Origin of the sequence: Polaribacter butkevichii (assembly GCF_038024105.1) — a bacterium.
GTDB classification, from domain to species: domain Bacteria; phylum Bacteroidota; class Bacteroidia; order Flavobacteriales; family Flavobacteriaceae; genus Polaribacter; species Polaribacter butkevichii.
Genome location: NZ_CP150661.1, coordinates 678,990 through 700,366, shown reverse-complemented (window position 1 = coordinate 700,366; position 21,377 = coordinate 678,990). Strand labels below are relative to the sequence as shown.

Genomic DNA, 21,377 nt, shown 5'->3' with positions numbered 1-21,377 from the left:
ATATAAAAAGGATACATCCATTATATAAAATTATTACAAATCTTTTTGCAAAATATATTAAAGATTTGTTTGATTCAATAATTTTAAAACAATTGGTGTTAATAGAGTAGGCGGTTTTATAAATATTTTAGAAGCTACTTTATCAAAATAAAAAATGATGTACAAGAATAAAACAATAACAATCTTATCACATTTACTTGTTTGGTTAACACTAGTCTGTTTGCCTTATTTATTGTCTTACGGACAAGAACAAGAATTTAATAGAGTAATTGCACATTTTTGGATTCCGTTAGTGTTTTCTGCAATTATATTTTACACGAATTATTTTGTGTTGGTAGATCGTTTTTTGTTTCCTAAAAAAATGGTGTACTTTATTGTGATAAACACAATAATGATTGTGTTTTTCTTATTTTTAAAAGAATATATTGAAGATAATTATATTCAGAATATTGCTAAAAAACGTATTGAAAACACCAATAGAGTACAGCCTCCGTTTAAAATGGCTATATACATACAAGTGCTGTCTTATCTTGCTCCATTATTCTTTTCTATAGCCTTAAAATCTACAAAAAGGTGGATTAAAACAGAAGCAGAACGCAAAGAAGCAATTAATTTTAAACTCAAATCAGAAATAGAACATTTGCGTTATCAACTGCAACCACATTTCTTTTTTAACTCCTTAAATAATATTTATGCTTTGGTTGATATTTCGCCGGATCAGGCTAAAAAATCGATACACAGTTTAAGTAAGTTAATGCGTTATATGTTGTACGAAACAAATGAAGAATCCATTTCTTTATCTAAAGAAATAGACTTTATGAAAAAATATATCGATTTAATGAAACTACGTGTTTCTGATAAAACTAAAGTAAATTATCATTTTCCATCAGAAGAAACAGGGGTAAAAATTGCCCCTTTATTATTTATATCATTAATAGAAAATGCTTTTAAACATGGGGTATCTGCAAGTAAATCAGGTACAATTGAAATCAACATGACTTGTAATAATAAAAAAGTAATGTTTGTGATAGAAAATGAAAATTTTCCAAAAAAGATAGATGATAAGAGTGGCTCTGGCATTGGGATACCTAATATAGAAAAACGTTTAGAATTATTATATCCAAATAAAAATAGTTTTAAAACGGCTGTAACTAACAATCGTTTTGTAGCGGAATTAGAAATTGAAACCAATTAAATGATGAGAAACTTAAAAATATCTTGTGTTATTGTAGATGATGAACCTATGGCACTTAATTTAGTGGAAAGTTATGTAGAAAAAACACCTTTTCTAGTGCTAAAAAAGAAGTGTAGTAGCGCCATTGAAGCCATGGAGTTTATTAAAAATGAGCCTGTAGATTTGTTGTTTTTAGACATTCAAATGCCCGATTTAACAGGTATTGAATTTTCTAAAATGTTACCTAAAGAAACTCGTGTTATTTTTACTACTGCTTTTGATCAATACGCATTAGAAGGTTTTAAAGTAGAAGCTTTAGATTACCTTTTAAAACCTTTTGACTATGCAGAGTTTTTAGCTGCTGCTAATAAGGCAAATACGTGGTTTGAGTTGGTAAAAGGAAAACAGCATAAGATGGTTTCTGAAGAAAAAGAGTTTCTATTTGTAAAGTCTGAATACAAACAATTGCGCATTAAATTGGCAGATGTCTTGTATTTTGAAGGCTTAAAAGATTATATAAAAATATGGGTAAAAGATAACCCAAAAGCTATTTTAACGCTTATGAGTTTAAAGTCTTTAGAAGAAGAATTACCGGAAACTAATTTTATGCGAGTGCATCGTTCTTTTATTATTTCACTAAAAAATGTAGAGGTTATAGAGCGTAGTCAAATTATTATCAACAACCAACGGATTACGGTTTCTGAACAATACAAACCTAAGTTTTTGGAGTTTGTGAATAATAATTCTTTGTAATGAATTACCATACAATTGTGAGTGTTTATTTTTAACTCCGTGAATCTTTGTTTTTTCTCTGTGAAACTCTGTGTAATAACTTTCTTTTCATTTTTCCATTGATGAAAAACGAAACAAAAAATCTAGATTTATTTTAAATTTCTACAATGCTACGTTTTATTCCATTCACGTGTCCAGACCACTGCGTTCTTTGGACACTAGCCATTCCATAAAACTTGAATTATAACGAAATTTAAAAGTAGGTCGGTTTTTAGATTCTGAATTATTTATTTCTATACTTTCTAATATCAGCATCCGTTAAAACCCTTAATTGTCATTGCGAGGTATTGAGGAATCACATCATCAGGGGAACATTTTAGGTTCCTTATGAGATTCCTCCTTTGTCGGAATGACAAGTTGTGTGTAGAATCTAACAGTATTATTCCAATTCACACTTGTCATTCCAAACTACATCTTTCTATTAATATGCATTCGAATTTGAAAATATCAATCTTAATTTTTGAACACTTTAAGAATTCCTTTATTAAAATATAAGTATGAAACTATTTCGTAAAATAAGAGGAAATTTAATTGATTTAAGTGATATTCAAAAAAACAATATGCTTGTTAAAATAAATAATGCTTAATTTTTCATCTATCAATTCACTTAATTAAGAGGTAAATGCGCTGTGTTTGTCTATTTCATTTTATCAACCTAAAGGTTAAAACTACATTTACGAAAACATAAAATAATAAACACAAAATCATGAAGAAAGTCGCATTATCATTACTTTTAGTAACTACAATGTTTAGTTGCAATAGTATTAAAAATATAGGGTCTGCATCAAACATTAAACAAGCTGCAACTTTACTTAGTTCTTTAAGTTCAAACTCTACAGTACAACAAATTTCTAGCCTTTTTGCATTACTAGATATTAATAAAGACCAAGCTATTAGTTCTACAGAAGCGATAGGCTCTGTAGCAGAAAACTTTAATGTTTTAGATACAGATAGTGATGCTAGTTTAAACCTTACTGAATTAACAGGTTTATTAGCATTATTGAAATAATAAAATAAATGTTAGTGGCTAAAAAGACATACTTTTAAAAGTATGTCTTTTTTTTTGCTATCAAATAAAGAGAAACTCTTTGTAAAACAAACCCCGTGTTGTCTATAAAATAATACTGTTTATAGATATAATAATGGCATTTGTCTATATGCTAAAAAAAAAATTAAACCCTAATGGTATTAGTTGGTCTTATTAGTATAGTAAACAAAGTTTAATTTAAAACACTAAAATTATGAAAGCATTTATAAAATCATTTGTATTACCATCGTTATTTATAGTTGCTGTTGCAACAAGTATTTCTGCACAAACACGTAGAACTACAACAACCAAAAAAACACCGGTAAAAACAACCAGAACTACAACAATAACCAGAACCACAACAGCTAAAAAAGGTACTTCTAGTAAACGAATTGCAAGTAAAAATGTAACGTATAAAAAACCAACCAAAAAAGTGGTTTCTGTAAGAAGCATTCCTAATAAAACTGTAGTAAAATATAAAAATCAAAATTATTACTATGCAAACAATAGATATTACACACAAGCTAGAGGTCGTTATATTGTGATAGCTCCAAAAATTGGCTTTAGAGTTAGAGTTTTACCAACAAACTATAAAAGAATTAGGTTTAACAATTACAACTATTATAATGTAAATGGTACTTTTTACATACATGTAAATAATGAATACGAGGTAGTAGAGCCAGAAGTGGGTACAGTTGTATATGAGTTGCCAAAAGATTATGAAAAAGTAGTAATAGACGGACAAACCTATTATGAATACGCAAATATTTTATACGAAAAAGTACAAGTAGATGGCACAAGAGCTTATGAAGTAGTGGGGGTTATAGATATGGATTAATACCCGTAAATTGATTCGAAAAAAGGAGTATAATTTTTAATTATACTCCTTTTTTTATGTTTTAAAATAATAGACTCCACTAAAATAGATGAACTATTTTTTAGAATTGTTAAAATTAGAACTATTAGGCAATTCAAAAATTTCTAAATTAAAATAAGGAACAGAGGCAATTACATGATCAAAAATATCAGACATAATGTACTCGTAATTTTTCCAACGTTTGTCATTACTAAAAGCATAAATTTCTATAGGAATTCCTTGTGTTCCGGGAGCTAATTGACGTACCATAATCATCATGTCATTATTAGTACCAGAATGATTTTCTATATAAGTTTCTATATATTTTCTAAAAACACCAATATTGGTAAGGTTTCTACCATTTAAAAGCAATTCTTTATTGATGTTATTTTTTTGATTATACTCATCAATATTAGCTTGACGTGTTTCTAAATAAGTGGTAATAGACTGAATTTTTTTCAATTCATTTACCTCTTCAGGTGATAAATGATGAATACTATCCATATTAATATTTAACGATCTTTTTATTCGTCTACCATCTGCGTCTGTCATTCCTCTCCAATTTTTAAAAGAATCAGAAATTAACGCATAAGTAGGGATTGTGGTAATTGTTTTATCAAAATTTTGAACCTTTACGGTTGATAAATTAATTTCGATAACATCTCCATCTGCACCGTATTTTTCAAAGGTTATCCAATCTCCAATTCGTACCATATCATTAATAGAAACCTGAATGCTGGCAACAAAACCTAAAATGGTATCCTTAAAAATTAAAAGAATAACTGCCGATGCAGCTCCAATAGTGGTAATAAATTTAATAAACTCGATGCCGGTAATTATTGCAAAAGCAGATAAGATTCCGAAAATCCAAGAAAAAATCATAAACACCTGTATGTAGCTATCTATGGGCTTATCTTTTAAACGAGGTACGGTTTTTAGGTAGTCTTTAAGCGCGTTTAAAACACTTCTTACAATCCAAAGTATTAAAACAATGGTAAAAACCTCTAGTCCTTTCTGAATGATGTTTTCTATATATTGAAAATCTATAAATACTAAAGGTGTAAATTCTAAAGCAAAAATTAACGGAATAATATGTGCTATATTTCTTGGTACTTTGTTCTTTACTAATAAATCATCAAAATTAGTTTTACTCCTAATAGCAAATTGGGTAAATAATTGTACTAAGATTTTTTTAATGACAAAATCGATTATAAAAGTAATAATGAGTACGCCAATTAACAGCGTAAACATATTAATATATGCAGCCCATGTTGTAGAAAAACCTTCAGTAACTAAATAATCGTATAATAAATGTTCAATATTCATGCGTGTACAATTTTTAAAGAAAGTCTATTCTATTTAAAATAGTACCTTTTAATGATTAAAATGTGTGGCGTTGTTCATCTATAGAAGAAGCACTTAACAATTGATTAAACGCTTTAATACTGTCAAAATTTTGTGTAATTGCAGTAGAAACAGCAACACCAGAAATACCGGTTTCTAATATAGCAGTAATATCATCTGTAGTAATTTCTCCTTCACCAATAATAGGGGGTTCGGTTTCTAAGGCATCTAAAATTACCGTAAAACCATCTATACCTAAAATGGTTGGTAAATTGTTTTTTTCTGATGAAATTCTAAACGGACTTAAAGTTATATAGTCTACTTTTTTACTAAGTAAGGTTTTGCAATCTTGCAAAGTGTTGGCGGTTGCACCCACAATTTGCCACGTATATAAATGCTCTAAAGCTGTGGTTGCACAAAAATCTATATTTTCTAAATGAACACCATCTGCTTTTACTTCTTTTGCTATTTTAAAATAATTGTTTAAAATTAACCTTGTTTGAAAGTGAGAGGTAATTTCTCTAGCTTCCTTGGCTAATTTTAAATATTTCTTTTCAGAAACACCATTTACGCGTAATTGTACCAATTCTGCACCAGATGAACACGCTTTCTGAATGTTCTCTATATGTTCTTTTGGAGTGTTTCCTTGAGATATATAATGTAATTTAGGAATCATTGTGTGCGTTTTTATAATTAAGAATGATTAAAAAAAAGGTACTTGCTTAAGATTACTTAACAGATACTACTTTAGCAAATTGCATAAAATAATCTTCGAATCGTTTTAACATCGGATTCATTTTTTCTGAATACAATACATACTGGCATTTATGAATACTTTGTGTAATAGCCATTACTGCAGCATAGGCTGTTTTATCAACTAAAAACTCAGCATCATCAATATTAAAAATCTTTAATTGTGTGGTATTTAAACCTTCTAATAAAAGCAATTTATTTACGGTTTTAGGTGTAGCGATTAAAATGTCTACACCTTCAAATATTTCAGATTTTAGCAAATCGATATGTTCTCTATCATCACAAGCGTAAACTCTTACTGCATCATATTTACTAAGTTTTATAAACTCATCATGTAATGCTAATGCTTTTTCTGAGTTTTCTACTAAAACTAAGGCTCTTGGCGCAACACCCACTTGTTGGCATTTTAGTTTATGTAAAGTAGTTAATACAAGTGTGGTTGTTTTGCCACTATCTTTTGGCGCCGTACAATAAATATTTGCACCACTTTTTATAACAGGTATACTTTTACTCTGAAATGGAGTAGGTATTGTTATTTCTAAAGATTCTAAAATCTCTTTAATATCAGCATGTAATTTTTTAAAAGGCATATCTAGTAAAAAGGTAATTATTTATGATAAAAATGAAGGCAAAGATACAATTAAATTGATGTACTTATTTCTTTGTGTGCAGCATTTTAAAAGAGAATTTAAGCTAAAGTATATATTGTGTAAAATGGAATTAATATTTTATCTTTAAGTTTTAATTTTTAATATGACAATTACAGATTTTACAATACGTCTTCTTACGGCATTATTTGCAGGATTAATCATAGGTTTTGAGCGTCAATGGCATCAAAAATCAGCAGGTTTAAAAACCAATATGCTCGTGGCAACAGGTGCTTCTATTTTTGTTTTACTATCATTTATATTAAAAAATGATGATGCAACAATTGATGTTACAAGAATTATTGCACAAGTAATAACAGGTATTGGTTTTTTAGGTGCAGGTGTTATTTTTAGAGAAGGTGTAAATGTACATGGTTTGGGGTCTGCAGCCACCATTTGGTGTAGTGCTGCAATTGGTTGCATTGCTGCTACGGGTTTATATTTAGAAACCTTAATTTGTACTTTATTAGTGGTTCTTATCAACTCTTTTATTACACCTCTAGATAATTGGCTAAAAGACCGAAAAATGAAGTAAAAACAGTTTCATTTTTCCAGAATCTTCTTTTATAAATAGCATTTAGAATTCAATAAACAGGCAAATTGAATACTGACAATTTTACTGTCTTTTTTAGTATTGATAAAATAAAACTCGAATTTATGGGGGTAAATTTATCAGTAATATACCTTAAAGTAAAACCTTAATTTAAATGGTTTTACTACTTCATTTAAAAAAAAACTAACAGATTATTTATTCATAAACACCTTATTATAAGTCACGTTTTTATAACGGTCTTAAAAAAAGGGTATTTATACGTAAAATTTAATGACTCCTGTTTTATAGTTTTATCGCATTGAAAATCAATTGATTAAATATTTTTTTTTGATTTAACTATAAAACATAAGTACTATGACAAAATATGATGTTATTGTTATTGGTGGTGGACCAATGGGGTTGGCTACTGCAGCAGAACTTTCTAATTCTAATAAACAAACTTTATTAGTAGATAAATATGGTTTTATAAATCAGAATGGAAGTTCAGCTGGATTATCGAGACAATTTAGAGTGCAATATGCGCAAAAATATATGGCTCAATTAGCGCTAGATTCCATTCCGTATTGGAATAATTTACAAAAAACAACAAAAGATACACTTATAGATCATGTAGGTTCTTTGTGGTTTGGAGACCCTGCATTAAGTTCTCAAGAAGGAGGAATAGGAGCAGCAATGACAGTAATGGATGAATTAGATATTCCGTATGAAAAATTAAATGCCTCACAAATACAAAATCGATTTCCTTTTAAATCTATTCCAGAAATTTATCATGGATTTTTTCAGAAAGATGGTGGTATAATAGATTTAGCTGCAACACAAAAAGCACTACTAAATATATGTATATCGGCACCAAATGTAACTTTATTAGAACATTCACCCGTAACTAATATCCAATCCTTAGAAAACGGAAATATCATTGTATCTATAGATGGAGTCGATTTTATTACAGAAAAATTAGTACTTACTCCTGGAGCTTATATTAATGAACTTTTAACGTTTTTAGGATTATCAATAGATATTGATATTTGGGAAATGTCATCTGCCTATTATAAAATAACCGAAGATATAAAATTACCTACTTGGTTTGTTTTTCAAAAGCCACAAGCAACAAGTTTGTTCTATGGTTTTCCAGAAGTAGATTGGGCACATCCTGGGTATGTGCGTGTGGCACCAGATATTCCGGATGTAATTATTCAAGATCCATCACAGAGAAGCCGTATTCCTAGTCAAAAAAGTTTAGAATTAAATGAAGCTTGGGTAAGAGATCACATGGTTGGTCTTGCGCCAAAATCAGAATTTACGTCAACCTGCATAATTACTTTAGTTAAAAATAGTAAAGAAGAGTTGTATTTAGACACACTTCCGCCTTCCATACCAAACAACAAAAACATCATTGTATACACAGGTGGTTGGGCTGCAAAATTTGTTCCTTTAATAGGAAAAATCCTTACAGACTTAGTTTTAACCGAAACAACATCTTATGATATTTCTAATTTTAAAATAACGTATAAAACTACTAACTAAACATAAAATATAATGAACTTAAAAAAACAAACATTTGAAACGAATGTACCCAGCAACACAGAAATAGAAGTTGCTATTATTGGTGCCGGAGTATCTGGTTTATATTCGGCATATCGACTAACAAATGATGAAAGTACTCCGTTACCCGCAAACCAAGTACAAATATTTGAAATGGGTGATCGTATTGGTGGACGATTAGAATCTGTAGAATTACCCGGTATGAGTATTACAGGAGAACTTGGTGGTATGCGGTATATGACATCACAAGAAATTGTTACATCATTAATAGAAAATGTATTTAAGGATGAACTAAATAACATCCCATTTCCAATGGGAAATGCTTCGCAACATTTTGGCTATTTTAGAAAACAGCGTTTAAAAATGAACGCTTGGGAAGAAGCTCAAAACCAGGGTAGTGTCTTAGAAACCAATTATATAATAAATAAAAATGATGAAGGCTACAGTGCCGATCAATTATTTAATAAAATTATTTATGATGTATTAATGGCAGATCCATGGTTTGTAAGTAACTATGGTAACCTTGTTGCTAACCCAAGTAAATATGAGTATACTTTTAAAATTACAAGAAGCCAGTGGAATAGTATTAAACCCCAATTAATCTACTATTTTATAGGGCCTTATAATGGGTTAAAAGTAAATGATATTGGGTTTTGGAACCTAATTAAAGATAGAGTATCTCAAGAAGGATATACTTTTTTGGCAGATGCAGGCGGTTATTTTTCTAATACAATAAATTGGAATGCTGCAGAAGCTTTTCCGTATATGGTTGGAGATTTTTCTAATGCAGGATCAGAATACAAAACAATAGATGGCGGTTACGATCTTATAGCATATGCAATTGCTAAAGGGTATTTAAATAACCAAGGAGCCAATATTTGGATGGGAAATCGTTTGGTAACGTTTAAAAAGCAAACTTCGGGTACTTATAAATACGAGTTAGAGTTTTTTAACAAAGAAACACAAAGTAGTTGGACGCTTAAGGCGAATAAAATTATACTAGCCATGCCTCGTAGATCTTTAGAATTGTTAGATCAAAACAACTTCTTTTTTAACCAAGATTCGCAAAAAGTATTACAAAAAAACATGGCTTCGGTAATAAAAGAACCTTCTCTTAAAATATTAATGGGGTTTGAAAATCCGTGGTGGAGAACAGATTTTAATACCATGGCAGGTCATTCTATTACAGATTTACCTTTACGTCAGTGTTATTATTTTGGTAAAGATCCAAACGATAGTCATTCTTTATTTTTAGGCAGTTATAATGATATGCAAACGGTTACTTTTTGGCAAGCTTTAGCCAACTCTAAAAGAGAAGGCGGAATCTTTAGAAAATTATTTCAGCCAAAAGCAACCGATAAAGTTGCAGCAACAGCATTTAGCAAAAGACTTTTATCAAATCAGGCAACACAAGTTATGGTTTCTGAAGCGATGAATCAGATAAAGGAATTACATGGACGCAAAGAAATTCCGATGCCTTATGTAACTTGGTATAAAGACTGGAGTATGGATCCTTATGGTGGTGGTTATCATGCTTGGAAAGCAAATTATGATATTGCAAACACCATGAAATATATGAGAAACCCAATAGCAGAAGAATCAATTTATATCTGTGGTGAGGCATATTCTGATCAACAAGGTTGGGTAGAAGGTGCATTTTGTGTTGCAGAAAGAATGTTACAAAGCTATTTTGAATTGAAAAGACCAACATGGATTTCTAATAACTATTATTTAGGTTGGTAATCTACCTAAAAAAAGGAATCTTAAAACGATTATTTATTTAACCAAATAAAGAATTTAAACTAAAATTATTACAGATGTCAAAACAGAAAGAATATTCTCCTGCCGTATTAAAATTACCAGCAGATTATGGAGTATTAAAACAATTAGAAGGTACTTGGGTAAATCATAATCCAGATAACAACACTACGAGTTGGGGATTGCATACTACTTGTATGCCTTCTCCAGGTACTAACTCAGAAACCATTCCCGGTAAATATCACTTTTTATGTGAAGATTATACAGAAGAACTTACATTTACTTTGGTAAAAGGTAGCGTACGTAATAGAGGAGGAGCAAACGAACAATTTGCAGGAGCAGTAGAATACAAAACAGCTATTAACGATTTAAACGGAAACCCGCTACATGCAGAAAATGGTATGTATTTGTGGTTGAGTGATATATACAATCATCCTGCGAGTGTAGAATCTGTAAAAACAGACATTGGTCAACCTGAATTAAAACCCGGTGATGGTGCTAACGGACCCAATTTTGTATCGTCTTATTCCGTTTCTAGAAGTGGTACAATTCCGCATGGTAGTACTATTTTACTATTCGGAAAAGATGAAGAAAAAGAAGGAAAACCTGTGTTTCCTTCAGGTACAAATACTTGGGAACCTGGTTTTTTAGCCATTTCGCAAAGTATGGGTGGTGCAGACATACCGCCAGATGCTCCAATAAATCTAGATAAACCAGCACCTGCTTGGGTACATGATACCAGCATTCCAATAAAGCAACCAAGTTCTAACAAGGCATATACACAGCGTATTTTGGCTCATAATTTATACCCATATTCTGTAAGACCAGATTTACGATTGCGTGATGCACTTAAAAATCAGGAAGTAAAAAAACATGTTTTTATAGAAATGAATACAACAGAAACTGGTGGTCCACAAGGTGGCGTTTTAAACAATCCTTTTGTATCTAGATTTGCTCCTGTACAAGAAATGAAAATGAGAATGTGGATTGAAACGATTGTAGAAAACGGAGAAGAAATTCTTCAATTGCAGTACGAACAGATTATGTTTTTTCAATTTCAATTTGGTACAGATGGTGGCGCAACACGTTGGCCACATATTCAAATAAATACACTACGTAAGAAAAAATAAGCTTTTTGTTTTTATAAAAAAGATAGTATCCAAAAGGTTGTTTTGGATACTATCTTTTATTTGTTAAGTCGCTTATTGTAAGCGTATTGTTGGTAGGGTTTTGATGTGTTTAACTAGCGCAAGCACTGCGTTTTAAAAGCATGTATTCTCCATTTTTTTTAAACTCACGTATCGATACTCCTTCATAACGTTTAAAGGTTTTAGAAAGGTGACTTACATCTGTAAAACCTAAATTTTCTGCAATTTGAGTTAAGGTGAAATTAGAATTTAACAAACGAATTTCTACCAATTTAAGTTTCGCTTTTATAATATATTCTCTTAAAGGCATGTTTACTTGTTTCTTAAAAAATTCGCTAACATAAGTAGGAGACATCATAAAAACATCTGCTAAATTTTCAACCTTTAAAAGTTCACTTTTGTCAATGTTTTTATTGATATAATTCAGCATATTGGTAATACGGTCATCAGAATGCTTAGGAAGTTCAAAAAAACGACCTTTATTAATATTTCTAATAAGTATTTCTAAAACACAGGTCATTAAGTTGATAATAAGATTGATAGAATCCTTACCGTAATTATGAGATTCCTGTAAAATCATGGTTAATAAACGATCTAAATGAGTTCTATCGATATCATTTTTAACAATATCTCCGGGTAGTTGATTGTAGTTCGATAAAACATAAGCCGCTTCTTTAAACCATTCATTTCTATCTATGGCTATTTGATTTGCATCTTTAAAAAAGGAATCTGTAAATTTTAAGAAAACAAATTTAGTAGGTTTTTCTATGGTAAAAGAATGGCATTTTAAAGGAGGTAATAAAAAAATACTTCCTTTACTATACTTGTATTCGTTATAGTTGATGCATTGAGTCCCTTCTCCTGATCTTACTAAAACCAATTCGAAAAAGTTGTTTTTAACAGGCCGTTGTTTCCATGCTGTTAATTCTATCTCTTGTATTTCAAAAGGTTTATATGTTTCTAATATTTGCATTTTGTACTTTATTAATGATAATCTGATGTAAAATTAGGTAAAAAGTAGTTGTGTTTCATGTATAATTGACAAAAAACCTTTTAAAATACATTAATTTCCATTTTAAATACATTATAAACACTTGGTTGTACATGTATCTTTGCAGTGTAATTGATAAAAAGATATCATTCCTTTTCATTAAGGAAATTAAAAATAAATTTAAAAAAACAAACATGAGCACACCAAACATTGCAAAAGAAGACATCCTTAATGCGTTTAACTTTAGACACGCAACAAAAGAATTTGATGCTACTAAAAAAGTTTCAGACCAGGACATAAAATTTATTTTAGAAACAGCACGTTTATCACCAAGTTCTTTTGGTTTTGAACCTTGGCATTTTGTAGTTGTTCAAGACAAAGAATTACGTGAATTATTAAAACCTGTAGCTTGGGGAGCACCTTTAAAATTAGATACTGCAAGCCATTTTGTACTAGGTTTAAGTATGAAAGCACCCATGGTAAAACACGATGCTGATTACATTATGCACATGATGAAAGATGTAAAGCAATTACCACAAGAGGTTATTGAAATGTATTCTAAATTTTATAGAGAGTTTCAAGAACGTGATTTTGATTTAGATACAGACAAAAAATTATTCGATTGGTCTTCTAAACAAACTTACATTGCTTTGGGTAATATGATGACTGCCGCAGCTTTAATAGGAATTGATTCTTGCCCTATAGAAGGATTTCATCAAGAAAAAGCAGAAGCATTATTAAAAGAAAAATTTGGTATTGATACTGATAAATATGGTTTATCATTTATGACTGCTTTTGGATATAGAAAAACAGATCCAGAATTTGGTAAATCAAGAAGAAATTTTGAAGATATCGTTACCTTTAAGTAAGATTTCAAAAGAATTTTTAAAACATAAAAAAACCTATCAATATCATTTATATTGATAGGTTTTTTACGCTTTTTATAAAATCAATTTTATTGATTCATAGCCATTTCGTGATCATATTGGCAACAAGCAGGCAAACCTTTGTATGCGTCTTCGCTTCCAGATTCTTTTTCTGTATCATAACCAGAAGCTGCAATAGCCTTATGAATGGCAGTAGCATCGGTTCTTGTATCATCAAAAGATACTTCTATTTTCTTTTCATCAATGCTCCAATTAGCATTAGCAACACCTTCTACAGCATTGGCAGCTTTTTCAATGGTGCTTTTACACATTCCACAGTTTCCTCTAACTCCAAAAGTTAGCGTAGCGTTTGCTACTTCTTTAGAAACTTCTGTAGTATTTGTTTTTTGTTTGGTTTCGTTTTTACAGCTTGTAAAACCGACTGTAGCTATAATAGCTAAACTTAAAATTACTTTTTTCATTGATTTAGATTTAATTATTAGTATTTAATTTTTTATTATTCTATTACTTGTTTTACTTCTCCGCAGGTTAACATAGTACCTCCAAAATAAGGATTTACTACTTTTTCTTCTCTACTTAACCAATAAGCCCCTTTGTTATTATCAGACATTGGGCAGTACAAATGATATACTTTTTCATGGATACCAAACACTTCTAACGCAGTGGCCATATTTGATGATAAATTCTTAAAATAGGTTCTTTGAACTTTAATATCGTCTGTATTAGAAATTAAATTAGCAGTTGCTTTTAGTTCTTTTTCTAAAGGCATCCAATGCTGATGTGCATTTTTACTCTTTAATAACTTCATATCTACTTTCCCTAAATCAGTTAATAATTGTTTCGATTGCTTTTTAAGGTTCTGAGTATTATCTATTGCCAAAGCATTCTTTAATTCAATATAAGTATTAAAAACGATGTTTAATTGATCTTGAAACTCTTTAGAAACGGCTATTCTTTCATTTTTATTTAAAGGTTTCTTAGTGTCTGAAGTATTGGTTTTCATATCCATATGTCCTTCATGACCTGTCATTACTTTACCACCTTTTTTATTCATCATCGATTTTTTGCCTTGTAATTGAGCAGCAGCATCTACCGTAAAGGTTCCATTAGTTACAATTTCATCACCATTATTTAGCCCTTCTAAAACCTGATAATTTTCGCCTATTTGTTTCCCTACAGTAATTTCACGCATTTCAAAAACAGGTTCATTTGGGTTTGTTTTTAAATAGACCACAGAGCGTTTTCCGGTCCATAAAACAGCCGAAGCAGGTATGGATAAAACTTCCTTTTTAGTTGAAGAATCAATTCCTTTAATTTTGCCTTCTACAAACATTCCTGGTTTAAAAAGATCGTTTTTATTATTTAACACGACTCTTAAATTTACCGTTCTTGTTTTACTATCTAAGATAGGATCAATAAAATCGACTTTCCCTTTAAATTCTTTATTTGAATAAGCATTTGTTGTGATTACAATATCTTGCCCTTCTTTAAATTGACTAATTTGATTTTCATACACATCAAAATTTGCCCAAACAGTATTTAAATTAGATACTTTAAAAATGGGTTTCCCATCCATAATATGAGAACCTTCATTGATGGCAATTTCTGTAACCACCCCAGCTACATGTGAGTATATGGTAAAACTATTTTTTACGTGTCCTGTTTGTTCTACTTCCGTTAATTGCGCGCCATGAATCATCCAATTTTTGAACTTAATTTTAACAGCTTTGTACAATTGAGGTTGCGATTCTTTTAATGTATACGCAGTAATTAATTCTTGTTGCGCTGCAATTAATTCTGGAGAATAAATTTGTGCAACGGCTTGTCCTTTTTTAACACGTTCTCCCAAAGAATTTACAAATAATTTTTCTACTCTACCATTAAAGTGAGCGGGCATAGTGGCTGTTTCGTTTTCGTTCTCTGTAATTTTCCCTGATAAAACAGTCCCAGAATCAATATTAGAACTATTTTCCCCAACGATAGATACTTGTATGTTCGCTAATGCCATGGCATTTTTAGAAAGCTTAAATTCATCTGCTAACAATCCTTCTTCACTGCTTGCAGCAGGAATTAAATCCATTCCACAAATAGGACAGTCGCCTGCTTCTGGTTGCATAATTTGAGGATGCATGGAGCAAGTCCACATTTTATTTGTTTCTGTAGCTGCATCATGTTTGTGCGCAGTTTCTGTAGGTGCTGTGTTTCCTCCAAAAAGCAGCCAACCTAAAGAGAGACCAAGAGCTAAAAGAACGATGTAAATGATATATTTTTTCATAATTTAATTGATTAAATAATTGATGTTTGTGGTTTGAACATAGTAGTTTTTTACTGCTTCAATCTGATTCATTTGAAATTTTAATTGCAATTCTTGAATGTCTAAAACGTCATTAAAATCAATCGTTCCGGTTTCATAGCTTTTAATTAAAATGTCTTCTGCTGCCTTAGCTTGTTTTAAGTTTTTAACTTGTGTATTGTAAGTGATTCTTGCCGAAATACGATCGTTTATTGCTTTCTCTAAAAAGGTTTCTAAAGTGTTTAAACGTTCTTGTTTTTGTGCTTCAATTTCTTGTTGTTGCAACTCATTTTGCTTTGTTTTCGATTTGTACTTCTTATTAAAAATAGGGATTGATAAGGCTACCGTTGGCATAAAAATATCTTTTCCTTTTTCACTAAAAGTGATGTCTGGACCTGCATGAATATTGATGTAATCGAATCCAAAACCAAAAGAAGGCTGACTTTCTTTTTGATTCATTAATTCAGATTGTGCTACCGACTGAAATAGTTTGTCGTATTTTAATAATTCAGGGTGTAAGTCTAAATTATTAGTGTTGATGTCAAAATCTTTAGAAGGCATTAACAAAGCATCTACAACATCAATTTTAATCCCTTTTTCTCTATTTAAAAGGTTGTTAAAAGTAGTTTGTTCCGTTAAAAACTGTTGTTCTAAAACCAACCTTAATTGCTCTAACTCATTCTGACGCATTTGCAATCTAAAAAGATCTACTGCAGAAGCTTTACCGACTTCAATAGACGTTAATGCTAAGGCTTCATAGGTTTTAAGCAGTTTGCTGTTTTCAACCAAAATAGCTTGTTTGGCTTTGTTTACATATAATTTATAGTATGATTGTGACACGGAAACCATTAATTTTCGTTTGGCAATTACAATATCTTCATACTTTGTATCGGCCAAAGAACTCGCATAATTTTCACGAGATGTAATGGTTCCAAACCAAGGCAACATTTGTTTTGCTGATACTTTAAAACGCTGTGTTCCTGTTCGTGTTTCTGGCTCTAATACAAAATAACCTGCACTAAATTCTGTATTTGGCAATGTGTTTACTTCATTTACTTTTTCTGAAGCAATTCGATACTGTAACTCAAATTTCTGAATTTCAGGATTGTTTTCTAAAGCGATGTTAATGTAAGTTTCTAGTTCTTGTGCATTTACAGAGTGAACAATGAAAAGTGAAAAACTAAAAATAATGAAATGCAGTACTTTTTTTATAGAATTCGTCATTACAATCTAGATTTTGATGTTTTTATGGAACTAACCAACATAGCTACCAATTCTTTATTTAATTGATAATGATTTTCATGTTGTTGTTTATCAATATAATTTGTGTCTTTTAATAAATCTATCCAATACAAAGTTTCATTTGCTTCTTTAAGAGAGATACTCATTTTATGAATAAAATCAGCTTTACTCTGTGCAAATTCCGCCTCACGAATTAATGCACCAATAGCGGTACCGCTTCTTAAGAGTTGTTTACTTAACACATACTCCTTTTTTTCTGTAACTAGTAACTGAGATAATTTCACAATTAAAATAGCAAAGGCATAACTTTTATCTTTTAAAATACTTTTAGCCATAATTTTAGTTTTTCACTTTTCACTTTTAACTTTTCATTATTAGTTTTTCACTTTTAACTTCATTTCTTCTCTCCAGCTATATAAAACCGGCACGATAAAGTAGGAGGTAATGTCTATAACCATTCCTCCAAAAATCGGTATAGCCATCGGAATCATAATATCACTTCCTTTTCCTGTGGATGTTAAAACGGGTAATAATGCCAAAATAGTAGTTACTGATGTCATTAAACACGGACGGATACGTTTCTTAGCGGCTTCTAATGCAGCAACTCTAATGCTTATTTTATCTGATGGTTTTTCACGATCAAAAGTCTGAGTTAAGTAAGTTGCCATGACAACTCCATCGTCTGTTGCAATTCCGAATAAGGCAATAAAACCAACCCAAACGGCAACACTTAAATTGATGGTTTTCATATTGAAAAGATCTCGCATATTCTCACCAAAGAAGCTAAAATTGAAGAACCAATCTTGTCCATACAACCAAATCATAATAAAACCACCTGCAAATGCCACGGCAATTCCCGTAAATACCATTAATGAGGTAGTAACAGATTTAAACTGAAAATACAGTATCAAGAAAATAATAGCCAATGCTAAAGGCACCACAACTGCTAATGTTTTTTCTGCTCTTAGTTGGTTCTCATAAGTACCCGTAAATTTATAACTGATCCCTTTTGGAACCGTTAATTCTCCTGAATCTATTTTTTGTTGAAATAAAGCTTGTGCATTTTCAACCACATCAACTTCTGCAAAACCGTCTATTTTATCAAACAAAACATAGCCCACTAAAAAAGTGTCTTCACTTTTTATCACTTGCGGACCTTGTTCATATTTAATAGTCGCTAATTCACTTAAAGGTACAGGGTTCCCTTTTTCTACAGGAATATAAATGTCTTTTATGTCTTCTGGATTGCCACGTAATTCTCTAGGATAACGCACTCTAACGCCATAACGTTCTCTACCTTCAACCGTTTGGGTTAAAGACATACCACCAATGGCAACTTTTAGTACACTTTGTACATCCTCTATAGAAATGCCATAACGTGCTATTTTTTCTCTATCAATGTCTATTAATAAATAAGGTTTACCAACAATTCTATCCGCAAAAACAGCTTCTATTTTAACGCCTTCCGCTTGTTTTAAAAAGCGTTCTAACTCTAAACCAAAAGCTTCAATTTGTTTTAAATCTTGTCCTTTTACTTTAATTCCCATGGGTGCGCGCATACCTGTTTGTAGCATCACCAATCGGGTTTCTATAGGTTGTAATTTTGGGGCAGAAGTAACACCGGGTAATTTGGTAACTTTAATAATTTCTTTCCAAATATCATCTGGACTTTTAATTTCTGGTCGCCAGTTTCTAAAGAATTCTCCGTCGTTGTCTTCTATTAATTGAGAGTTTTCAACAGATGTTCCGTCAGCAGTAAAACGTTTTGTTTTGTTGTTATTAGCAGGATTATGAGATTCCTCGTCGCTCGTTCCTTGCTCTGTCGGAATGACATTCATTTTCGATTCTAATAAGTCATTAGCATTTATATTATTTGTCACATCGAGCGCAGTCGAGATGTTTCTCGCTTTATTCTTGATTTCGAAAGGAATGACATTTGTTTTTAACTCAAACAAACCATCCGCATTTACTTTATAGCGTTGTCTTTTTCCTTCGGAATTACGCATGTATTCCGGTTTATACTGAATCATGTTTTCGTACATCGATAAAGGCGCAGGATCTAAAGAAGACTCTGTTCTACCAGCTTTACCAACCACCGTTTCAATTTCCGGAATGGTAGCAACCGCCATATCTAATTGCTGTAACACACGTTTGTTTTCTGCTACACCAGCATGTGGCAAAGATGTTGGCATTAGTAGAAAAGAACCTTCATTTAAAGAAGGCATAAACTCTTTACCTGTGTTTTTCATAATGTATATTCCAGAAATAAGAACCGTTATCGGAATCATTAAAAACAACATTTTGTTCGCCAAAGCCCATTGTAAAATTTGTCCGTAATATTTTCTGAAAATTGAGAATATTCCTAAAATTCCGAAGCAAATAATAGCCACAAAAATAAGGTTGATAAAAATACTACGATTAAAACCTAAAGGTCTCCAATATTCTGCCAATAGAAATACAATGGCAATTGATGAAATAATGATATTAAGGAGATTGACTTTTTTAGCATCTAGCTTTCCTAAAACACCTAATAAGGCAGAAATTCCGAAAGCGATTACTATAAGACCTAAATAATGTCCACTTATAACAATTACAATTCCAGCAAGAATTAAAACACCACTTACAATGTATTTAAACGAGTTTTTTAGCGTTGTTTTACGGAATAAAAAAGCTGCTAAAGGCGGAATTATAAACAAAGCAATCACTAAAGACGCTGATAACGCCATTGTTTTTGTAAACGCTAAAGGTCTAAACAATTTACCCTCGGCACCAATCATTGTAAATACAGGCACAAAACTGATAATAGTTGTTAAAACCGCAGTTAAAATAGCACCAGAAACTTCTGCAGTAGCGTTGTAAATAACTTCGTTTATAGATAGTTTGTTGTTCTGAGATTCCTCGCCACCCGTACCTCGTTCTGTCGGAATGACATTATCGCGTTCATTTTCACTTTCCACTTTTACCTTTTCACTCTTCACTTTCCACTTTTCACTTTCCTCGTCGAGATGGCGAATCATGTTTTCGGCGAGAATAACGCCAACATCAACCATGGTACCAATAGCGATGGCAATACCAGATAATGCCACAATATTGGCGTCCACATTAAAGAGTTTCATGGTTACAAACACCATTAAAATAGCTACAGGTAACAAGCCAGAAATTAAAATAGAAGCTCTTAAATTAAAAACCATCACAATAATTACCAAAATAGTAATTAAGATTTCAAGAGTCAATGCTTCACTAAGCGTGTCTAAAGTTTCTACAATTAATTCTGATCGATCATAAAAAGGAACGATTGTTAATTGCGATGTACGTCCGTCTGCTAAAACTTTAGAAGGTAAACCTCCTTTTAATTCTTCTATTTGGGCTTTTACATTCGTAATTACTTCCATAGGGTTTGCACCATATCTTGCCACTACAACACCACCAACAACTTCTGCACCTTCTTTGTCTAATATCCCGCGTCTAGCGGCAGGACCTAAAGTTACTTTGGCAATATCTTTAATTTTAATAGCCGTAAAATCTTTAGAAGTAACCACTGCATTTTCTATATCTTCAATAGATTTTACATAGCCTAAACCACGGACTAAATATTCAACTTTATTGATTTCTAAAGTCTGTGCGCCAATATCTTTATTACTGTCTTTAACGGCTTTTACAACTTGGTTTAACCCAATATTGTATTGGCGCATCAGTTCTGGATTCACATCAATTTGATATTCTTGTACATAACCACCAATAGAAGCCACTTCGGATACACCACTAGCAGAAGACAAACCATATTTTACATAGTAATCTTGTATGCTGCGTAATTCTTGTAAATCCCAACCACCAGTTACGTTTCCATCTTTATCACGGCCTTCTAAAGTGTACCAATAAATCTGCCCTAATCCTGTGGCATCTGGTCCTAAAGTAGGGTTAATTCCGTCTGGTAATAAATTGCTAGGTAAGGAGTTTAGTTTTTCTAAAATTCTACTTCTGCTCCAATAAAACTCAATGTCTTCTTCAAAAATGATATAAATACTAGAGAAACCAAACATCGATGAACTACGAATGGTTTTTACTCCTGGAATACCCAATAGAGAAGAGGTGAGCGGATAGGTTATTTGATCTTCTATATCTTGTGGAGAACGACCATCCCATTTTGTAAATACAATTTGTTGGTTTTCGCCAATATCCGGAATGGCATCTACAGCCACAGGATTACTTGGTAAAAAACCAGTATCCCAATTAAAAGGAGCGTTTACAGTTCCCCATCCTATAAAAAGGACCAATAATAAAACCGCTACGATTTTATTTTCTATTAAATATTTAATAATCTTATTTAGCATAAAGCCTGATATTTAAAACAATTAGAAAGTGATGTTAGA

General features: G+C 31.3%; 18 protein-coding genes. 9 read left to right on the top strand and 9 right to left on the bottom strand.

Annotated features, from left to right (window positions below; translation table 11 throughout):
- Nucleotides 1–154: 154 nt before the first annotated feature.
- The 4 genes from WG951_RS02590 to WG951_RS02575 all read left to right on the top strand — a co-directional run bounded on the left by WG951_RS02590 (nucleotide 155) and on the right by WG951_RS02575 (nucleotide 3,831).
- Nucleotides 155–1,195 carry a sensor histidine kinase gene (locus tag WG951_RS02590; RefSeq protein WP_245893494.1) on the top strand — a complete coding sequence of 347 codons (1,041 nt, stop codon included), beginning with the start codon at nucleotides 155–157 and terminating at the stop codon, nucleotides 1,193–1,195.
- A 3-nt stretch (nucleotides 1,196–1,198) separates the two neighbouring features.
- Nucleotides 1,199–1,927, top strand: coding sequence for a LytR/AlgR family response regulator transcription factor (locus WG951_RS02585; RefSeq protein ID WP_105049368.1), 729 nt, complete (start codon nucleotides 1,199–1,201; stop codon nucleotides 1,925–1,927).
- 745 nt (nucleotides 1,928–2,672) lie between these two features.
- Nucleotides 2,673–2,975: a hypothetical protein gene (locus WG951_RS02580; RefSeq protein ID WP_146105259.1), complete on the top strand. Its 303-nt coding sequence runs from the start codon at nucleotides 2,673–2,675 to the stop codon at nucleotides 2,973–2,975.
- A 232-nt stretch (nucleotides 2,976–3,207) separates the two neighbouring features.
- The gene (locus WG951_RS02575; protein ID WP_105048649.1) at nucleotides 3,208–3,831 is read left to right on the top strand and encodes a DUF6515 family protein; all 624 of its coding nucleotides are present in this window, start codon (nucleotides 3,208–3,210) and stop codon (nucleotides 3,829–3,831) included.
- 93 nt (nucleotides 3,832–3,924) lie between these two features.
- On the opposite strand, the gene WG951_RS02570 is transcribed toward WG951_RS02575, so the two are convergent.
- Genes WG951_RS02570 through WG951_RS02560 form a run of 3 tightly spaced genes read right to left on the bottom strand, consistent with a single transcriptional unit; the run spans nucleotide 3,925 to nucleotide 6,536 of the window.
- Nucleotides 3,925–5,175, bottom strand: a complete 1,251-nt coding sequence (locus WG951_RS02570; RefSeq protein WP_105048648.1) for a mechanosensitive ion channel family protein — start codon at nucleotides 5,173–5,175, stop codon at nucleotides 3,925–3,927.
- A gap of 55 nt (nucleotides 5,176–5,230) precedes the next feature.
- The gene (locus WG951_RS02565; protein WP_105048647.1) at nucleotides 5,231–5,869 is read right to left on the bottom strand and encodes a thiamine phosphate synthase; all 639 of its coding nucleotides are present in this window, start codon (nucleotides 5,867–5,869) and stop codon (nucleotides 5,231–5,233) included.
- A 52-nt stretch (nucleotides 5,870–5,921) separates the two neighbouring features.
- On the bottom strand, nucleotides 5,922–6,536 hold the full coding sequence (locus tag WG951_RS02560) for a DEAD/DEAH box helicase (protein WP_105048646.1): 615 nt from the start codon (nucleotides 6,534–6,536) through the stop codon (nucleotides 5,922–5,924).
- Between the two features lie 163 nt (nucleotides 6,537–6,699).
- Between WG951_RS02560 and WG951_RS02555 the strand changes: the two genes are divergently transcribed.
- From WG951_RS02555 to WG951_RS02540, 4 genes are all read left to right on the top strand, one after another.
- The gene (locus tag WG951_RS02555) at nucleotides 6,700–7,128 is read left to right on the top strand and encodes an MgtC/SapB family protein (RefSeq protein ID WP_105048645.1); all 429 of its coding nucleotides are present in this window, start codon (nucleotides 6,700–6,702) and stop codon (nucleotides 7,126–7,128) included.
- 372 nt (nucleotides 7,129–7,500) lie between these two features.
- Nucleotides 7,501–8,670 (top strand): FAD-dependent oxidoreductase, encoded by a 1,170-nt coding sequence (locus WG951_RS02550; RefSeq protein WP_105048644.1) that lies wholly within the window; start codon nucleotides 7,501–7,503, stop codon nucleotides 8,668–8,670.
- A 12-nt stretch (nucleotides 8,671–8,682) separates the two neighbouring features.
- Nucleotides 8,683–10,431 carry a flavin monoamine oxidase family protein gene (locus tag WG951_RS02545; protein ID WP_105048643.1) on the top strand — a complete coding sequence of 583 codons (1,749 nt, stop codon included), beginning with the start codon at nucleotides 8,683–8,685 and terminating at the stop codon, nucleotides 10,429–10,431.
- A gap of 74 nt (nucleotides 10,432–10,505) precedes the next feature.
- Nucleotides 10,506–11,576 carry a peroxidase, FMP-type gene (locus WG951_RS02540; RefSeq protein WP_105048642.1) on the top strand — a complete coding sequence of 357 codons (1,071 nt, stop codon included), beginning with the start codon at nucleotides 10,506–10,508 and terminating at the stop codon, nucleotides 11,574–11,576.
- Between the two features lie 109 nt (nucleotides 11,577–11,685).
- Here the strand turns inward: WG951_RS02540 and WG951_RS02535 are convergent, their stop codons facing one another.
- Nucleotides 11,686–12,567, bottom strand: coding sequence for an AraC family transcriptional regulator (locus WG951_RS02535; protein WP_105048641.1), 882 nt, complete (start codon nucleotides 12,565–12,567; stop codon nucleotides 11,686–11,688).
- Nucleotides 12,568–12,779: 212 nt separating this feature from the next.
- On the opposite strand from WG951_RS02535, the gene WG951_RS02530 reads away from it, so the two are divergent.
- On the top strand, nucleotides 12,780–13,454 hold the full coding sequence (locus WG951_RS02530) for an NAD(P)H-dependent oxidoreductase (RefSeq protein ID WP_105048640.1): 675 nt from the start codon (nucleotides 12,780–12,782) through the stop codon (nucleotides 13,452–13,454).
- Nucleotides 13,455–13,540: 86 nt separating this feature from the next.
- Here the strand turns inward: WG951_RS02530 and WG951_RS02525 are convergent, their stop codons facing one another.
- From WG951_RS02525 to WG951_RS02505, 5 genes are read right to left on the bottom strand one after another with little or no spacing between them, the layout of a single operon-like run.
- Nucleotides 13,541–13,933 carry a heavy-metal-associated domain-containing protein gene (locus tag WG951_RS02525; RefSeq protein ID WP_105048639.1) on the bottom strand — a complete coding sequence of 131 codons (393 nt, stop codon included), beginning with the start codon at nucleotides 13,931–13,933 and terminating at the stop codon, nucleotides 13,541–13,543.
- A gap of 35 nt (nucleotides 13,934–13,968) precedes the next feature.
- On the bottom strand, nucleotides 13,969–15,747 hold the full coding sequence (locus tag WG951_RS02520) for an efflux RND transporter periplasmic adaptor subunit (RefSeq protein WP_105048638.1): 1,779 nt from the start codon (nucleotides 15,745–15,747) through the stop codon (nucleotides 13,969–13,971).
- 3 nt (nucleotides 15,748–15,750) lie between these two features.
- A complete protein-coding gene (locus WG951_RS02515) occupies nucleotides 15,751–16,989 on the bottom strand; it encodes a TolC family protein (protein WP_105048637.1) in 1,239 nt (412 codons plus the stop codon).
- Nucleotides 16,989–17,342 (bottom strand): four helix bundle protein, encoded by a 354-nt coding sequence (locus tag WG951_RS02510; RefSeq protein WP_105048636.1) that lies wholly within the window; start codon nucleotides 17,340–17,342, stop codon nucleotides 16,989–16,991. Before WG951_RS02510 ends, WG951_RS02515 begins: the two co-directional genes overlap by 1 nt.
- A 39-nt stretch (nucleotides 17,343–17,381) precedes the next feature.
- Nucleotides 17,382–21,338 carry an efflux RND transporter permease subunit gene (locus WG951_RS02505; protein ID WP_105048635.1) on the bottom strand — a complete coding sequence of 1,319 codons (3,957 nt, stop codon included), beginning with the start codon at nucleotides 21,336–21,338 and terminating at the stop codon, nucleotides 17,382–17,384.
- Nucleotides 21,339–21,377: the final 39 nt, after the last annotated feature.

What these genes read in the sequence shown, in the direction of transcription:
- WG951_RS02590 (WP_245893494.1), top strand. Translation starts at nt 155, where the DNA reads ATGATGTACAAGAATAAAACAATAACAATCTTATCACATTTACTTGTT.
- WG951_RS02585 (WP_105049368.1), top strand. Translation starts at nt 1,199, where the DNA reads ATGAGAAACTTAAAAATATCTTGTGTTATTGTAGATGATGAACCTATG.
- WG951_RS02580 (WP_146105259.1), top strand. Translation starts at nt 2,673, where the DNA reads ATGAAGAAAGTCGCATTATCATTACTTTTAGTAACTACAATGTTTAGT.
- WG951_RS02575 (WP_105048649.1), top strand. Translation starts at nt 3,208, where the DNA reads ATGAAAGCATTTATAAAATCATTTGTATTACCATCGTTATTTATAGTT.
- WG951_RS02570 (WP_105048648.1), bottom strand. Translation starts at nt 5,175, where the DNA reads ATGAATATTGAACATTTATTATACGATTATTTAGTTACTGAAGGTTTT.
- WG951_RS02565 (WP_105048647.1), bottom strand. Translation starts at nt 5,869, where the DNA reads ATGATTCCTAAATTACATTATATATCTCAAGGAAACACTCCAAAAGAA.
- WG951_RS02560 (WP_105048646.1), bottom strand. Translation starts at nt 6,536, where the DNA reads ATGCCTTTTAAAAAATTACATGCTGATATTAAAGAGATTTTAGAATCT.
- WG951_RS02555 (WP_105048645.1), top strand. Translation starts at nt 6,700, where the DNA reads ATGACAATTACAGATTTTACAATACGTCTTCTTACGGCATTATTTGCA.
- WG951_RS02550 (WP_105048644.1), top strand. Translation starts at nt 7,501, where the DNA reads ATGACAAAATATGATGTTATTGTTATTGGTGGTGGACCAATGGGGTTG.
- WG951_RS02545 (WP_105048643.1), top strand. Translation starts at nt 8,683, where the DNA reads ATGAACTTAAAAAAACAAACATTTGAAACGAATGTACCCAGCAACACA.
- WG951_RS02540 (WP_105048642.1), top strand. Translation starts at nt 10,506, where the DNA reads ATGTCAAAACAGAAAGAATATTCTCCTGCCGTATTAAAATTACCAGCA.
- WG951_RS02535 (WP_105048641.1), bottom strand. Translation starts at nt 12,567, where the DNA reads ATGCAAATATTAGAAACATATAAACCTTTTGAAATACAAGAGATAGAA.
- WG951_RS02530 (WP_105048640.1), top strand. Translation starts at nt 12,780, where the DNA reads ATGAGCACACCAAACATTGCAAAAGAAGACATCCTTAATGCGTTTAAC.
- WG951_RS02525 (WP_105048639.1), bottom strand. Translation starts at nt 13,933, where the DNA reads ATGAAAAAAGTAATTTTAAGTTTAGCTATTATAGCTACAGTCGGTTTT.
- WG951_RS02520 (WP_105048638.1), bottom strand. Translation starts at nt 15,747, where the DNA reads ATGAAAAAATATATCATTTACATCGTTCTTTTAGCTCTTGGTCTCTCT.
- WG951_RS02515 (WP_105048637.1), bottom strand. Translation starts at nt 16,989, where the DNA reads ATGACGAATTCTATAAAAAAAGTACTGCATTTCATTATTTTTAGTTTT.
- WG951_RS02510 (WP_105048636.1), bottom strand. Translation starts at nt 17,342, where the DNA reads ATGGCTAAAAGTATTTTAAAAGATAAAAGTTATGCCTTTGCTATTTTA.
- WG951_RS02505 (WP_105048635.1), bottom strand. Translation starts at nt 21,338, where the DNA reads ATGCTAAATAAGATTATTAAATATTTAATAGAAAATAAAATCGTAGCG.